This is a genomic window from Mycobacterium sp. 852013-50091_SCH5140682, assembly GCF_001665685.1.
Classification (GTDB): domain Bacteria; phylum Actinomycetota; class Actinomycetes; order Mycobacteriales; family Mycobacteriaceae; genus Mycobacterium.
Genome location: NZ_LZTB01000075.1, coordinates 39366 through 55121, shown reverse-complemented (window position 1 = coordinate 55121; position 15756 = coordinate 39366). Strand labels below are relative to the sequence as shown.

Here is a 15756-nt window from a genome sequence, read left to right as displayed (position 1 = left end):
TACTGGTTGGTGAAATATGGTGGGCCGCCCGCATCATGTGTCGGCGGGGAGGATGGCCGCGACGTCCGGATCGAACGTCAGCCAGACCCGTTGCCCGGCTTGGGCCTCCGTGATGCTTCCGGCACTCTCGCGAACCAGTGCGACAGTGTCGTCGGGTAGCCGGACCTCGACCTTGCGAGAGTTCCCGAGGTAGATGTCCTGAATCACCGTGCCGGGCACGGCGTTGACGACGTCGGGCTCCTCGTCACCGGTGACGATGCGAAGCCGTTCCGGTCGGACGACGACTGCCACCGAGGCACCGCTGGGTACGTCGCCGCGGCCGGCCACGATCCTCCGGCCATAGGCGTTGACCACCAGCCCGTCCTTGAGCGTCCCGTAGAACAGCGACGACTCACCCAGGAAGCGCGCCACGAACACGCTGTTGGGGCACTCGTAGAGTTCGGTGGGCGACCCGATCTGCTCGATGCGAGCGTTGTTGAAGACCGCGATGCGGTCCGACAGCACGAGCGCCTCGTCCTGATCGTGAGTGACGTAGACGAACGTCGTGCCCAGTTCGCCGTGTATGCGCTTGATCTCGAGCTGCAGCGAATCACGCAACTTCTTGTCCAGTGCGCCGAGTGGTTCGTCCATAAGCAGCACGCTCGGTTCGTAGACCATGGCCCGCGCGAGCGCGACTCGCTGCTGCTGACCGCCCGACAGCTCCTTGGGCATCCGGGTGCCGTAGCCGTCGAGGCCGACCGTTCGCAGCGCCGCGGTCACCTTCTCCCGGCGCTGCTGCTTGGCGACCTTGCGCTGGCGCAGCGGGTATTCGACGTTGTCGGTCACCGTCATGTGCGGGAACAGCGCGTAGTGCTGGAACACCATGCCGATGTTTCGGCGATACGGCGGCAGATCGGCGACCGGCCGGCCGTCGATGAGCAGGGCACCCTCGGTGACGTCGACGAATCCGGCGATCATGTTGAGGGTGGTGGTCTTCCCCGAACCGCTGGGCCCGAGCAGCGTGAGGAATTCACCCGGCCGCGCGTCGAGGTCGACAGCGTCGACAGCGGTCACCGATCCGTAGCGCTTGGTCAAGCGCCGCAACGTGATCGATGCGCCGTGTGGGGTGTGGTCAGTGGACACGGTTCCTCCTGCGCGAGTAGACGCCCGCAACGACGGTCAGACACGTCGTGAGGACGAGGATGAGCGTGGCAGCGGCAGCGATCGTGGGATCGGTGTCGCGCGTGACCGAGGCGTACATCTTCACCGGCAGCGTCTGCAGGTACGGATTCTGGATGAACAACGACAACACCACTTCGTCGAAGCTCGTCGCGAACGCGAACAGAGCACCCGAGAGCACGCCCGGGGCCACCAGCGGCAGCGTGACGGTACGGAAGGTAGTCCAGCGGTTGGCACCACAGATCGCGGCCGCGTCCTCAAGGCGCCTGTCGAATCCCTGCAGGCTCGCCATCACCGGCACGATGACGAACGGCAGCGCCAACATGCTGTGCGCGACGACGAAGCCGAACAGGGTGCCGAGCAGATTGAGCCGCAGGAACAACGCGTACAGGCCGACAGCGACCACGATCACCGGAACGACCATGGGCGCCAACAGGAATGCCCGGATGCCCTGCCGGCCGGCCAGTCCGGTGCGGCTGAGCGCCACAGCCGCGGCGGTGCCGAACGTGGTGGCGACGATGACTACCAGGACGCCGACCTCAAGGCTGGCCTGCAGGGCTGCGAGCCACGCGGGGTCGGCGAAGAACGCCTGGTACCAACGCGTCGACCAGCCGGTCGGCGGGAAGGTGAACGACGGTCGGTCGGTGAAGCTCAGCGGCACCACGATCAGCGACGGGGCGACGAGCCACAACGCGACCCCTGCGCAGAACACGCCGAGCAGAACACGCCAGAACGTCCTGGCCCGTCGCGTCATGCCGTGCGCTCCTTACGATTCCGGCGCAACAGGTACATCAGCACCGCGAGCACGAGGAACGTGATGAGCAACAGAACCACGCCCATGGCTCCTCCCCTGCCCCAGGCCAGCAGGCTGGTGACCTGGACATAGATCTGCTGGCTGATCAGTGCATCGTCCGGCGCGCCGAGCAGTGCAGGCGTCACGTAGAAGCCGAGACTGCTGATGAAGACCATCAGGCACCCTGCTCCGACGCCGGGCAACGAGAGCGGAGCCCAGATCCTCACGAACGAGATGACCGGCCTCGCACCGAGACTCGACGACGCGAGGACGAGACGACGGTCGATGCCCGACATCACGGCATACAGCGGCAGCACCATGAAGGGCAGCAGGATCTGACTCATGCCGATGACCACGCCCAGATTGGTGCGCAGCAGCGGCACACCGCCCAGCCCGACGACGGACAGCACAGTGTGTATCGGCCCACCGTCTTCCAGCAGGATCACCCACGCGAAGGTGCGCACCATCAGACTCGTCCAGAACGGAACCAGCACGATGAGCGTCAGCGCGATGCGCACGGTGGGCCCGAACGCGACCATGGCGTAGGCATAGGGATAGCCGAGCAGCAGGCAGATCGCCGTGACTTCGAGACCCGTGGTGAACGTGCGGAGCAACACCTCGCGCTGCACGGAATCGCCAAGGTACCAATGGAAATTGCCGAAGCCGGGCACCGGATCGCTGAACGCCTGCCAGAACATGATGGCCAGCGGAAGGCCGAACACCCCGACGATCAGCAGTATCGACGGCAACAGCAGACCGACTCCACCCAGCCGCCGACCCGCGGTCGTCGGCTGGGTCTTCTGCGCGGGCGCGCCCGCGAGAACGTCGACCATCGACATGCGTCGAACCCTCCTAGCCTGCGAGCCAGGTGGTGTACTTGGCAGCGATCTCTTCCTGGTGTTCGGCCCAGTACCCGAGGTCGAGGGGGAACTTGTCCTTGTCCCGCTCGGGTGTGGTGGTCAGATACGACCGTGCGAGATCGTCGAGTTGGGGCTTGGCGTCCACGTTGATCGGGCTGTAGGAGGTCAACTCGGCGAGCTTGGCCTGCTGCTGTGCCCCGAGGTAGAAGTTGATGAGCGCCATCGACGCCTTGGGGTTCTTGGCGCCCACCGGCACGGCGATGGTGTCGGCCTCCGGCATCCACTGGTTCCACATCGGCGCGAACGGCGCCCCGTTCCTGACGGCCGAGTATGCGCGACCGCTCCACACCAGCGCCATGTCGACCTGGCCGGATTCGATGAGTTGCTGGGACTGCGCGCCCGTGGTCCAGAAGATGGTGTCCTTGCGGATGGTGTTCATCTTCGCCATGGCCCGGTCGAGGTCGATCGGGTAGATCGCGTTGGGCGCGACGCCGTCGGCCAGCAGGGCACCTTCGAGTACGCCCGGGTCGAGTTCACCCGGCACGCCTTCGATGGCCCGCTTACCGGGGAACTTCGCGGTGTCGTAGAAGTCGGCCCAGGTCTTCGGCGGATTCGCGCCGTACTTCTTCGTGTTGTAGACCACGATGAGGCCGTATCCCATTGCCGGAACCGAACAGTCGTCGGTCTTGGTCCCCGCCGGAAGCTTGCTGATGTCCACGATGCTGGTATCGAGCGGCACGAACAGCTTGCCGCAGTTCTTGGCCGTGAACACGTTGGTGCTGTCGACCACGTCCCACGTCACGTTCTTGGTGTCGACCTGGGCCTTGATCTTCGAGTTCTCGGTTGGCCCGTCCTGCAACACTTTTGCGCCGGATTGCTGGGCGAACGGTTCGATCGCCGCCTTCGTCTGGCCGTCCTGGAAGATACCGCCGTACGAGACGAACGTCAGGGTCACGCCTTTGAGCGCGTCCTTCTTCACGGTGCCTGCCTGCGGCGGCCCGCTGCCGAGGTCGACCTCGGCGGCGTTGCCGGGCCCCGCCGGGCTACACGCCGCGGTGAGCAGAACGCCGGCGGCCAACGCCGCAGACACGCAGCGGGCAGCAGGTGACATCGGCATGGAAATCTCCTTTTGATCTGTGCGACAGGGCGTTACAGGAATCGGGACATAGCCGTGACGGCAACCGATCTGTCACGTCGACCACTCGGTCGGAGGGCTGACGATCCAGAGCAGCTCGGCGAACGTGTCGCTCGTGTTGTGCACGGTGTGTGGCTTCGAGGTGCGGTATTCGGCACTGTCTCCGGCGTCGAGTGTGTAACGCACACCGTCGAGTTCGAGAGTCAGGCTGCCGGAGGTGACGATGAGGATCTCCTGGGCATCGCCGTGGACATAGGCCTCGCCCGCGCTGGATCCCGGCGCCAGTTCCCCCGCATACACCTCGAGGTTGCGAAGCGGCTTCTGCGACAACAGGTATTTCGCACTCAGCTCCGACACTTCGATCGCCGGACGGGCCGCCTTTCTGAGGATGCGGACATCGGTGACCTCGTCGTCGGTGAACAGGTCGGGCAGCACGATGCCGAGCGCCTCGGCGAGCCGGCGAAACGTTCCGACGCTCGCGTTGACCTGCCCACGCTCCACCTGGCTGAGAAAGCCGGCTGAGATACCGGCTCGATCCGCCAACTGCCGAAGGGACATCTTCCGCGCCATCCGGAACTGGCGGATCCGGTCGCCGACCGCGGCGTTGGCCGTGGCAGCGGGATCAGGCTCGACCGGTGCACCCATATCGAAATGTCCGTTCGCTCAACATGAACAAGAAGATCCGTGATAACGAACACTTTGTTCGCTTGGGACGAACCTAGGCCTGGCGAGCCAGGAGCGCAAGACGTCGATCACAGTCGCCGCGCGCCGTAACACCCGTCACGACAGCCCCGGAAAGTGGCATCTTCGCAGGACAGGCGGCATTCAGACGGCAATCGGGATCGTCATATGACATGGTCAAACACAACGAATATCGTCGTAAATATTGCGTTACGCGACTGATTTCGTGGAGGATTTGCGGGGTGCGCGTAGGCCGCCCCATGGCACGAGAGCACCGAACGATCAGCGACGAGTCGGGCCACGCTGGCCCGACCGAGGAGAAGAGAACACATGAGTGCGTCCCTGTATGCAGTGGTCGACCCGTCGACGGGCGAGCTGGTCGAGGAGTACCCGACCGCGACCGACGAGCAGATCGAGCAGGCCGTCGCGGCGGCGGCCACGGCGTTTCGCCAGTGGTCGAAGTCTTCGACCATCGCCGAGCGCGCGGCACTGATCCGCCGGGTTGCCGAGTTGCACGACGAGCGCAAGGACGAGCTGGCCCGGATCATCCAGCGCGAAATGGGCAAGCCGCTGGATCAGTCCGTGGGTGAGGTCGAGTTCAGCGCCGCGATCTACGAGTACTACGCCGACAATGCCGAGAAGTTCCTGGCCGACGAACCGATCGAACTGCTCGACGGCGAGGGTTCGGCCGTCATCAAGCGCGGCCCGGTCGGCGTGCTGCTCGGCATCATGCCGTGGAACTACCCGTACTACCAAGTGGCCCGCTTTGCCGGCCCAAACCTGGTGCTGGGCAACACCATTGTGCTCAAGCATGCCCCGCAGTGCCCGGAATCCGCGGCCGCGCTGCAGCAGATCTACCTTGACGCAGGCTTCCCCGAGGGCGCCTACGTCAACGTCTACGCCACCAACGAGCAGATCGCCGACGTGATCGCCGACCCGCGCATCCAAGGCGTGTCCCTGACCGGCTCGGAACGCGCAGGCGCTGCCGTTGCCGAGATCGCCGGGCGCAATCTCAAGAAGGTCGTCCTGGAGCTCGGCGGCTCCGATCCGTTCATCGTGCTGAGCACGGCCGACATGGATGCCACCGTCGATGCGGCCGTGGACGGCCGATTCGAGAACACCGGCCAGGCCTGCAACGCCGCCAAGCGGATCATCGTCGTCGCCGACATCTACGACGAGTTCGTCGAGAAGTTCACCGAGAAGGTGCTCGCCAAGGCCGATGGCCTGGCGCCACTGTCGTCGGCGGCCGCCGCCGAACGCCTCGACGACCAGGTCAAACGTGCCGTGGACGGTGGCGCCAAGCTGACCTCCAGCGGCGAACGCAACGGCGCGTTCTTCCCGGCCGGCGTGCTGACCAACCTGGCCGGCGACTTCGGTGAGGAACTGTTCGGCCCGGTCGCCTCGGTGTACAAAGTGGCCGACGAGAACGAGGCCGTCGAGCTCGCCAACAACACGCCGTTCGGGCTGGGCTCCTACGTGTTCACCACCGACATCGATCAGGCCCGCCGGGTCGCCGACAAGATCGACGCCGGCATGGTGTTCGTCAACGCGGTCGGCGCCGAAGGTGTCGAACTGCCCTTCGGCGGTGTCAAACGCTCCGGCTACGGCCGCGAGCTGGGCCGCTACGGGATCGACGAATTCGTCAACAAGAAGCTGATCAGGATCGTCTGATCCGTGGCGCCGGCGGGACCAACGTCCCGCCGGCGCTTGGCTTTCGGAGTCAGTGCCTGCCGAGCACGTGCGGTCCGCTCCGCTCGGGGACACCCCGGGCGAAGCGTGCCAGTGACCACGACGCCACGTCGGCATCCACCGTGTGGCCCTCGGCCAGGTCGGCGAGTACCTCTCCCATCAGGGCGGAGTATTTGAAGCCCTCCCCCGAATCGCCGCACGCGATGACGATCCCGCCGTCGAGCCGGTCCACGATGAAACTGCCGTCGGGCGAATCCGTCCAGCTACAGACCTGGGCGTTGAGCACCGTGGGAACCACCGAACCCAGGTCGGCGCGTACCCGGTCGCCGATGACGGCGGTCCGGCCGGCGTCGGGCGTCCGGTCGAGGTCATCCGCACGGTAGTCCCGCAGCGGCTGGTCCAACCCCACCTTGAAACCCGCACCGGGCGCTGGCATCGCGTAGATGCCGGGACGGTCACCGTCCGGCCCGTCGAACAGACACGGAAAGCCGTCGGTGGCACCGGGATTGGCGGGATCGCCGAAATGCACCACCTGCTCCAGATAGGGGTGCAGCGGAACGTCGACGCCGAGTGGCGACAGCAACGCGCGGGCTCCCGGACCCCCTGCGAGCACCGCCACGTCGGCGTCAACCGTGTCACCGTCGGTCAGCACGACCCGGACGCCGTTGGACGTCCGCTCGACGCAAACCACCTCCCGCTTGAGAAGTGTTGCACCGGAGGCACTCTGGAAGCTCGTCAGCTGCGCCCGCAGCGACACTGCCGCGAGCACCACCCCCGCCTCCGGCTGCCAGAGCGCATCCCGTCCGTCGTTACGCAGACCAGGAAAGAATCGGTCGACGTCGCCGGAAGGCACGCTCGTATACGGGATCCCGAGCCCGTCGAGGGTCGACACCACGTCGGGTATCGACGCGTCGTCACGCCACAGCAGGCCGCAGGTGAGGAACACCGGGCTGCCCGCACGTTCGGTCAGCCGCCGCATCGCCTCGACGCCGCGCTGGGCCGCCCGGGCGCGAAGCGGGTCGGGGTCGGCGAGCCGCCACAACCTCGTCGTGCCCGTCGACGACGACAGCGCATTGCCCGGGCCGTAGCGGTCGATCAGCGTCACCCGGTGCCCGCGGCGAGCGAGTTCGGCCGCGGCAGGCAGCCCCCAGGCCCCGGCACCGACCACCACGCAGTGCCTCGGGGAGCTGCTCACCGCTTCGTGAAAACCGTCCGGTGCCAACCCTTTTCAGCCACCCCGGAGATGTCACTCATGACGTGCTTGATGGTGAGGTACTCCTCGAACGAGTAGTCGCTCATGTCCTTGCCGAAGCCCGAGGCTCCCACGCCGCCGTGCGGCATCTCGGAGATGATCGGGATGTGGTCGTTGATCCACACACAGCCTGCGTTGATCTCACGTGAGGCCCGCTGCGCCCGGTAGACGTCGCGGGTCCACGCCGAGGCGGCCAGGCCGTAGTCGGTGTCGTTGGCCTGGCGCAGCGCGTCGTCGTCGTCGCTGAACGCACGGACCGTCAACACCGGACCGAAGATCTCGTCGCGGTACACCTCGGAGTCCTCGGCGACGTCGGCGATCAGCGTGGGCCGGTAGAACGAGCCCGGCAGATCCGGGATCACGCCGCCGGTGACCACGCGGCCGCCCTGCCCCGCGGCGCGTGCCACCATGCCCGCCACCTTGTCGCGGTGCGCGATCGAGATCAGTGGTCCCAGATCGGTGTCGGGATCGTGCGGATCGCCGACCACCACCTTGCTCATCACCTCGGCCACGCCGGCGACGAAGTCGTCGTAGAGCGGTTGCGCGACGATGGCCCGGGTGGCCGCGGTGCAGTCCTGGCCGGTGTTGATCAGCGCGCCCGCGACCGCGCCCTGGATCGCGGCGTCCAGATCGGCGTCGTCGAAGACCACGAACGGGGCCTTGCCGCCCAGCTCGAGCTGGGTGCGGTGGCCGTGCGCGGCCGCGGCTGCCATCACCTTGCGGCCGACGGGCGTAGACCCGGTGAAGGTGACCAGGTCGACGTCGCGGTGCCCGGCCAGGGCAGTGCCGACGTCGGCGCCGCCGCCGGTCACGACGTTGAACACCCCGTCGGGCAGCCCGGCGGCGCTGGCCAGCCCGGCCAGGGTGAGCGTGGTCAGCGGGGTGATCTCAGCGGGTTTGATGACGACGGCGCAGCCCGCCGCCAACGCGGGAAGCACCTTCCACACCGCCATCTGCAGCGGATAGTTCCACGGCGTGATGGTGGCGACGACGCCGATGGCCTCACGGCGGATGCTCGACGTGTGATCGGGCGAGTACTCCGCGGTGGCCTTGCCCTCCAGGTGTCGCGCCGCCCCGGCGAAGAAGTCGATGTTGTCGATACTGCCCGGCACGTCGAACTCGCGGGCCAGCCGCATGGGCTTGCCGGTCTGGCTGACCTCCTCGATGACCAGGTCGTCGGCTCGTTCGTCAGCCAATTTCGCCAATTTGGCCAGCACGGCGGAGCGTTCCGCGGGCGTTGCCGCCGACCACTGTGGCAACGCCGCCCGTGCCGAGGCGACGGCGATGTCCACATCGGCCGGGGTGGCCATGGTGTACTCCGCGACGGCCTCGCCAGTTGCCGGGCTGATGACGGTGTGCGCCGGCCCACCGGTCGCCACTGCCGCACCATTGATCCAACTGCCCGCCACGTTCACTACCACACTCATGGAGCCATACGGTATCGGATGAGGGCACCGATCTCTACGGGATACCGCAGCGGGAAACCCCCAAAACAAGGGATTTCATCGAAATAGTTGCCCCAAACAACGAATTCCGTGCAGAATCGACAGTATGACCAACCCCGATGGTCACGAGCTGGCGCCCGCCCCCGTCCCGTTTCGTGTCAACCATTCTCGGCCGGGAGCCGCCTTCCAGCTCGATGAACTGTCCAAAGCGATCGTCGAGAAGCTCCAGCAGGACGGCCGCCGCTCCTACGCGGGGATCGGCAAGGCCGTCGGGCTGTCCGAGGCCGCCGTGCGTCAGCGGGTGCAACGGATGGTCGACGCTGGCGTCATGCAGATCGTGGCGGTGACCGATCCGCTGCAACTCGGCTTCGCCCGCCAGGCGATGATCGGCATCCGCTGCACCGGTGACACCACCAAGCTTGGCGAGAAGCTGGCCGCCATGGATTCTGTCGACTACGTCGTGCTGACCGCGGGATCGTTCGACATCATCGTCGAAGTCGTCTGCGAGGACGACGACAGCCTGCTCGAACTGCTCAACACGCAGATCCGCTCATTGCCGGGAGTGATATCAACCGAAACCCTTGTCTACTTGAAACTCGTTAAACAGCAATACAATTGGGGTACACGATGACAATTACCGATACCACTGAGGCAACAGCGTCCGATCTCGGCGCCAAGGCCAACCGGCACCTGTGGGGCCACTTCGCCCGACACGGGCAAGGCATCACGCCGCCGATCATCACCCGCGGCGAAGGTGTCTACATCTTCGACGACAAGGGCAAGCGCTACATCGACGGGCTCTCCGGGCTGTTCGTCGTTCAGGTCGGCCACGGCCGCAAGGAACTTGCCGAGGCGGCGGCCAAGCAGGCCGAGACGCTGTCCTTCTTCCCGCTGTGGTCCTACGCCACCCCGCCGGCCATCGAACTGGCCGAGCGCGTCGCCGGCTACGCCCCGGGCGATCTCAACCGGGTCTTCTTCACCACGGGCGGCGGCGAGGCCGTCGAGAGCGCCTGGAAACTGGCCAAGCAGTACTTCAAGCTGACCGGAAAACCCGGTAAGCACAAGGTGGTTTCGCGTTCGATCGCCTATCACGGCACGCCGCAGGGCGCGCTGGCGATCACCGGCATCCCGGCGTTCAAGGCTCCGTTCGAGCCGTTGACCCCGGGCGGTTTCCGCGCACCGAACACCAACTTCTACCGGGCACCTGCCGAATTCGCCCATGACGAAAAGGCATTCGGCCGCTACTGCGCCGACCGCATCGCCGAGGCCATCGAGTTCGAGGGTCCCGACACGGTCGCCGCGGTGTTCCTCGAGCCGGTGCAGAACGCGGGCGGCTGCTTCCCGCCGCCGCCCGGATACTTCGAACGCGTCCGCGAGATCTGCGACCGCTACGACGTGCTGCTGGTCTCCGACGAGGTGATCTGTGCATACGGCCGGATCGGTTCGATGTTCGCGTGCAACGACTTCGGCTATGTACCGGACATCATCACCAGCGCCAAGGGCCTGACATCCGGTTACTCCCCGCTGGGCGCGATGATCGCCAGCGACCGGTTGTTCGAGCCGTTCGACGACGGCAAGACCGTCTTCGGTCACGGCTATACCTTTGGCGGACACCCGGTTTCGTCGGCCGTCGCGCTGGCCAACCTCGACATCTTCGAGCGCGAGAAGATCAACGATCACGTCAAGGAGCTGGCGCCGGCGTTCCGGGCCACTCTGGAGAAGCTCTACGACCTGCCGATCGTCGGCGACGTGCGTGGTGAAGGCTTCTTCTACGGCATCGAATTGGTCAAGGACAAGGCCACGAAGGAGACGTTCAACGACGAGGAGAGCGAGCGACTGCTGCGCGGGTTCCTCACGCCGGCCTTGTGGGATGCCGGGCTGTACTGCCGCGCCGACGACCGTGGCGACCCAGTCGTCCAGCTGGCCCCGCCGCTGATCAGCGGGCAGGCCGAGTTCGACGCGATCTACGAGATCCTGCACCGCGTGCTCAGCGAGGCGAGCAACCTGCTGTAGCGTTCGACGACGCAGCGGCCGGGCGGGAAACCGCCCGGCCGTTTGTCGTTCACGGGAGCGGCCCGCGAGCGCGTACGGTCGGTTTGTGCCGCGCAAGCCACCCATCGATCCCGTTCGCTGGACCCCGCCGCCCGTCGGCGCGCTCCCCGACTTCCCACCGGCCGAGCTGACAGTCGTGCCGATGCCCGGCGACGGCCCCGAGGATGTCGTCGTCGACGCCACCGGGCAGCTGTGGACCGGGCTGGTCGACGGCCGCATCGTGCGCGTGACTCCCGACGGGTCTGCGACGGTGGTGGCCGACACCGGCGGGCGTCCGCTCGGCATGCACGTGGCGCGCGACGGCCGGGCGCTGATCTGCGACAGCCACCGCGGGCTGCTGGCGTTGGATCCGACGACGGGAGCGTTGTCGACATTGGTCGACTCGATCGAGGGGCGTCCGCTGATGTTCTGCTCCAACGTCACCGAAACATCGGACGGCACAATCTATTTCACGGAGTCGACCAGCCGGTTCCACTTCGAGTACTACCAGGGCGCGATCCTGGAGGCCCGCGGCAGCGGCAGCCTGTTTCGGCTGGCACCGGACGGCACGGTCACCACGCTGGTCGAGGGGCTCTATTTCGCCAACGGGGTGACCCCTACCGCCGACGAATCGGCGTTGGTGTTCGCCGAAACCCAGGGCCGCCGCTTGTCCAAATACTGGCTGAGCGGGCCTGCGGCCGGGACCGTGACACCGCTTGCCGAGCATCTGCCCGGCATGCCGGACAACATCTCCACCGCGCCCGATGGCCGGATCTGGGTCGCGCTGGTGAGCCCGATCGTTCCCGCGGCCGAGCGATTGGCCCCGCTGCCACCGGTGCTGCGCAAAGTGGTGTGGCGACTGCCCGACGCCCTGCTGCCGAAGATCAAGCCCGAGGTGTGGGTGGTGGCGTTCGACGCCGAGACCGGTGCGGCCGTCGCGGGCATCCGGACTCAGCACCCGGCCTTCGGGGCGGTCACCGGCGTCGTCGAAACGGGCGGAAGACTGTGGATGTCAACCATCGAGTTCCCTGCTCTGGCTAATACCCAGCTTTAACACGAGTCACATACGTCACAGCGTGGCTCCCCGGAATCGGGTCCCGGATCGCCTAACCTTCGGACACGATGGCGACCTTGCGGAGTATCTCGACGCGCGCGCTCATGCGCGGATCTTCGGTGCTTGCGGCGTTGACGATGCTCGCGGCACCGGCCCTGGTGATCGCGCCGACGGCAACGGCGGACCCGGTCGCAGCACCGGCCCCGGCACCGCCGCCACCGGATTGCCCGTTCAAGGTGACGACGCCGCCCGCGGTGGACTCATCTGAGGTACCGAAGGCAGGCGATCCTCCGCTACCACTGCCGGTACCGACGAAAACCATCGGGGGCGAAGCACTTTCGAGCTGCGGCATCATCACCGCACCCGACACCCCGCCGGTGCCCAATGACATCTCCGCCGACGCCTGGGTGGTGGCCGACCTCGACAGCGGCGACATCATCGCCGCGCGCGACCCGCACGCCCGGCACCGGCCCGCGAGCATCATCAAGGTGCTCGTCGCCACGGCCGCACTCAACGAACTGAATCTCAACAAGCGCATCCAGGGCACCCAGGAAGACGCCAACGCCGAGGGCACCCGCGTGGGCGTCGGACCCGGTGGCGTGTATTCCATCAACGACCTGCTGCACGGCCTGCTCATGCACTCGGGCAACGACGCCGCCCACGCGCTGGCCATGCAACTCGGCGGCATGGACACCGCACTGCAGAAGATCAACCTGTTGGCGGGCAAGCTGGGTGGCCGTGACACCCGCGCGGCCACCCCGTCCGGGCTGGACGGCCCCGGCATGAGCACCTCGGCCTACGACATCGGACTGTTCTACCGCTACGCCTGGCAGAACCCGGTGTTCGCCGACATCGTCGCCACCAAGTCTTTCGATTTCCCTGGGCGCGACGGCAATCCGACGTATCCGATCGAGAACGACAACAAGCTGCTGGACAACTACCCTGGCGCGCTCGGCGGCAAGACCGGCTACACCGACGACGCCGGCCAGACCTTCGTCGGCGCAGCCAATCGCGACGGCCGCCGCCTGGTGGCGATCCTGATGCACGGCACGCGGTTGCCGATCGCCCCGTGGGAGCAGGCAGCACATCTGCTCGACTACGGTTTCGCCACCTCGAAGGGAACCAAGATCGGCACCCTGGTGGACCCCGACCCGTCCCTGACGACACCCAAGCAGCCCGATGCGCCGTCGGCCGCGGAAGCGGCGTCGGTCCTGCCCGCGGCCGACGCGCTACCGGTGCGCGTGGGGGTGGCGATCGTCGGGGGCATCATCGTGTTCCTGCTCATCATGGGTGCCCGGTCGCTGAATCGCCGCCCTCAGCTTTAGCCGTTCTGCTTGATGAAGCCGAGCGCCTGCTCGGCAACGTCACGCCAGCCGCTGTCGATCACCAATGAGTGTCCGCGACCGGGGATTTCGACGATCTCGGTGACATTGGGGTTCTTCTTGTTCAGCTTGTAGGAGGCGTTGGCGATCGCCCACGGGACGGTGTGGTCCTTCTCGCCGGAGATGACCAGCAGCGGACCCCGCTCGGGGTTCTTGGTGTTGACCTTCGTCTCCGAAGCCGGGTTGAAGTTCGCGATGGCAGCCTGGAACAGCGGCGCTCCCGAACCGGCGACGGAGTACTCGTCGTAGAGCCGGTTCGACTCCTCCTCGGACACGGCGTTGCCGAAGGCGAAGCGGAATTGCTTGCGGGTCAAGGCGATCGCGCGACCGTAGTTGAGCGGATTGCCGAGGACCGGAAATGCGGCCCGCAGCGCCGACAGCGGCAGCGGCAGCACACCGCGGAACGGCGCCGGGTCGATGGCGACCGACACCGCGGCGAGCCCCATGCCGGCGAGCTTCTGGGTGATCAGCCCGCCGAACGAGTGCCCGATCACGATGGGCTTGCGGTCAAGGGCACGGACCACCTCGGCGTAATGCTCGGTGATCTCACCGACTGTCTTGCGAGCGAACACCGAGGGCTCGCGGCGGGCGTGCGCGACCGTTGCCGGATCGTCCGGCCATCCCGGGGCCAGGGTCACGAAGCCCTGCTCCTCGAACAGTGCGCGCCAGTTGTCCCAGCTCGTCGGCAGCAGCCAGAGGCCGTGGACGAAGACGACGGGCTGCGCTCCGGAGCTGTTGGCGCGGTCGATCTCGGCCTGTTCCCGCGGGGTGATGGTGGTGGTCATGACGGTCTCCTGTCGATAGAAAGAACGGTCGTTCTGTTCGCTGTAACCAGCGACCCTCCCGATCTGTTCCCGGTTCCAGAAAGAACGTTCTGCCTCGCGGCGTACCGTCGGGATATGGAATCGTCGACGCCCGTCTCCCAGGCCCGCGAACGCCTCCTGCGCACCGCCGCGCAGCTGTTCTACCGGGAGGGCATCCACTCCGTCGGCGTGGACCGCATCCTTGCCGACGCGAACGTCACCCGCGCCACCATGTACCGGCACTTCGCAGGCAAGGAAGGTCTCGTCGAGGCCTATCTCGCGCTGGAGGATGCCACGATCCGCGGCTACTTCTCCGACGCAGAGATGCATGCCGGCCCGGACGACGACATGCTCGAGCTCGTGATCGACGGGATCGCCGAAGACATCGCGCGCTACCACACCCGCGGCTGCCCGTTCATCAATGCCGCCGCCGAATACCCCGACCCCGACAGCTCGGTCCGCAAGCTCATCGCGTCGCACCGGAGCTGGTTTCGCGGCGCCCTCGAGCAGGCCGCGGCAGGCCGCGACGACCCGGCGGACATCGCCGCGTCACTGGTACTGCTGCGTGACGCCGCGCTCGTCGGCGGGTACCTCGACGGGATCGATTCGACCAAGCGCTCGTTCGTGCGCGCAGCACGTCAGGCGGCCGGGCTGCCGGCGCGGGATTGATCCGCCGAGCAGACAGCCAGGTTCGCCAACCGCGGCGTGTCGCGAACCGCAGCGTCTGCTCGCCAGAGGAAAGTGCTCGGCTGGAGAACTCAGGCCCGCGCGACGAAGCGGAACCGGTCGCCGCGGTACACCGACCTGGTCCATTCGACGATGCGGCCGGTCTTGTCCCGGCTGGTGCGATGCACCAGCAGCAGCGGCTGCCCGGTCGCGATCCGCAGTAGCTCCGCCTGATCGGGATTGGCCAGCGCGGTCTCGACGGTGTCCTCCACCGAGTGCACCCCGCGGTCGTAGCAATCCCGCAGCGCTGCGTACAACGACCCGGTCTCGGCCAGCCGCGCCTCAAGCCGCGGCAGCGCGCCGGGCAGATGCGCCTCCTCGATGGCCAACGGCTCACCGTCGACCTCGCGCAGCCGCGTCAGGAGATGGATCCGCTCGCCGGGCGCGATCTCCAGATGCTCAGCGACGGCGGGCTCGGCACGCACGCGCTCCAGCCCGAGGATCTGCGAAGTAGGTTGCATCCCTTCGGCTTTCAGATCGTCAGTGAGTGACGACAGCTGCCGGACGTGGACCACCTTGGGTGGCGCGACGAAGTTACCGCTGCCCTGGGTACGGCGCAGGACGCCCTCCCCCGCCAACTCCGCCAGGGCCTTGCGCAGCGTGGTTCGTGACGTGCCGAGCTGTTCGGCGAGCTGACGCTCCGGTGGCAACGACGCGCCTCGGTCGAGTCCTGCGATGAGGTCGGCGAGCGCGAGCTTGACCTGGAAATACCGCGGCGGGGCAGGTTCGGCCATATCAGTTTTCCCT

The 15756-nt window shown here is 66.8% G+C and carries 15 protein-coding genes; 6 read left to right on the top strand and 9 right to left on the bottom strand.

Going from position 1 to position 15756, the window contains the following annotated elements; translation table 11 throughout:
• Nucleotides 1–33: 33 nt before the first annotated feature.
• The 5 genes from A5784_RS21095 to A5784_RS21075 all read right to left on the bottom strand — a co-directional run bounded on the left by A5784_RS21095 (nucleotide 34) and on the right by A5784_RS21075 (nucleotide 4591).
• The gene (locus A5784_RS21095) at nucleotides 34–1122 is read right to left on the bottom strand and encodes an ABC transporter ATP-binding protein (protein WP_064946842.1); all 1089 of its coding nucleotides are present in this window, start codon (nucleotides 1120–1122) and stop codon (nucleotides 34–36) included.
• Nucleotides 1112–1912, bottom strand: coding sequence for an ABC transporter permease (locus tag A5784_RS21090; RefSeq protein ID WP_029370971.1), 801 nt, complete (start codon nucleotides 1910–1912; stop codon nucleotides 1112–1114). Before A5784_RS21090 ends, A5784_RS21095 begins: the two co-directional genes overlap by 11 nt.
• Nucleotides 1909–2790, bottom strand: coding sequence for an ABC transporter permease (locus A5784_RS21085; protein ID WP_064946841.1), 882 nt, complete (start codon nucleotides 2788–2790; stop codon nucleotides 1909–1911). The genes A5784_RS21090 and A5784_RS21085 overlap by 4 nt, the downstream gene beginning before the upstream one ends.
• A gap of 13 nt (nucleotides 2791–2803) precedes the next feature.
• Nucleotides 2804–3928: an ABC transporter substrate-binding protein gene (locus A5784_RS21080; protein ID WP_064946840.1), complete on the bottom strand. Its 1125-nt coding sequence runs from the start codon at nucleotides 3926–3928 to the stop codon at nucleotides 2804–2806.
• Between the two features lie 72 nt (nucleotides 3929–4000).
• Nucleotides 4001–4591, bottom strand: a complete 591-nt coding sequence (locus A5784_RS21075; RefSeq protein WP_064946839.1) for a cupin domain-containing protein — start codon at nucleotides 4589–4591, stop codon at nucleotides 4001–4003.
• 366 nt (nucleotides 4592–4957) lie between these two features.
• Here A5784_RS21075 and A5784_RS21070 point away from each other — a divergent pair, with 366 nt between their 5' ends.
• A complete protein-coding gene (locus tag A5784_RS21070; protein WP_064946838.1) occupies nucleotides 4958–6298 on the top strand; it encodes an NAD-dependent succinate-semialdehyde dehydrogenase in 1341 nt (446 codons plus the stop codon).
• Between the two features lie 49 nt (nucleotides 6299–6347).
• On the opposite strand, the gene A5784_RS21065 is transcribed toward A5784_RS21070, so the two are convergent.
• Complete coding sequence (locus tag A5784_RS21065) at nucleotides 6348–7511, bottom strand: FAD-dependent oxidoreductase (RefSeq protein WP_064946837.1); 1164 nt, start codon at nucleotides 7509–7511, stop codon at nucleotides 6348–6350.
• A complete protein-coding gene (locus A5784_RS21060) occupies nucleotides 7508–8995 on the bottom strand; it encodes a gamma-aminobutyraldehyde dehydrogenase (RefSeq protein ID WP_064946836.1) in 1488 nt (495 codons plus the stop codon). Before A5784_RS21060 ends, A5784_RS21065 begins: the two co-directional genes overlap by 4 nt.
• Before the next feature lie 124 nt (nucleotides 8996–9119).
• On the opposite strand from A5784_RS21060, the gene A5784_RS21055 reads away from it, so the two are divergent.
• The 4 genes from A5784_RS21055 (at nucleotide 9120) to A5784_RS21040 (ending at nucleotide 13423) form a co-directional block, all read left to right on the top strand.
• The gene (locus tag A5784_RS21055) at nucleotides 9120–9644 is read left to right on the top strand and encodes an Lrp/AsnC family transcriptional regulator (protein WP_064946835.1); all 525 of its coding nucleotides are present in this window, start codon (nucleotides 9120–9122) and stop codon (nucleotides 9642–9644) included.
• Nucleotides 9641–11026: an aspartate aminotransferase family protein gene (locus A5784_RS21050; RefSeq protein ID WP_064946834.1), complete on the top strand. Its 1386-nt coding sequence runs from the start codon at nucleotides 9641–9643 to the stop codon at nucleotides 11024–11026. Before A5784_RS21055 ends, A5784_RS21050 begins: the two co-directional genes overlap by 4 nt.
• Nucleotides 11027–11111: 85 nt before the next feature.
• On the top strand, nucleotides 11112–12098 hold the full coding sequence (locus A5784_RS21045; RefSeq protein WP_064946833.1) for an SMP-30/gluconolactonase/LRE family protein: 987 nt from the start codon (nucleotides 11112–11114) through the stop codon (nucleotides 12096–12098).
• A 68-nt stretch (nucleotides 12099–12166) separates the two neighbouring features.
• Complete coding sequence (locus A5784_RS21040; protein WP_082944977.1) at nucleotides 12167–13423, top strand: D-alanyl-D-alanine carboxypeptidase family protein; 1257 nt, start codon at nucleotides 12167–12169, stop codon at nucleotides 13421–13423.
• Here the strand turns inward: A5784_RS21040 and A5784_RS21035 are convergent.
• Nucleotides 13420–14265 (bottom strand): alpha/beta hydrolase, encoded by an 846-nt coding sequence (locus A5784_RS21035; protein WP_064946832.1) that lies wholly within the window; start codon nucleotides 14263–14265, stop codon nucleotides 13420–13422. The genes A5784_RS21040 and A5784_RS21035 overlap by 4 nt on opposite strands.
• Nucleotides 14266–14379: 114 nt before the next feature.
• On the opposite strand from A5784_RS21035, the gene A5784_RS21030 reads away from it, so the two are divergent.
• Nucleotides 14380–14952: a TetR/AcrR family transcriptional regulator gene (locus tag A5784_RS21030; RefSeq protein ID WP_064946831.1), complete on the top strand. Its 573-nt coding sequence runs from the start codon at nucleotides 14380–14382 to the stop codon at nucleotides 14950–14952.
• Between the two features lie 89 nt (nucleotides 14953–15041).
• Here A5784_RS21030 and A5784_RS21025 read toward each other — a convergent pair whose 3' ends face one another.
• Nucleotides 15042–15743 (bottom strand): GntR family transcriptional regulator, encoded by a 702-nt coding sequence (locus A5784_RS21025; protein ID WP_064946830.1) that lies wholly within the window; start codon nucleotides 15741–15743, stop codon nucleotides 15042–15044.
• Nucleotides 15744–15756 lie beyond the last annotated feature (13 nt).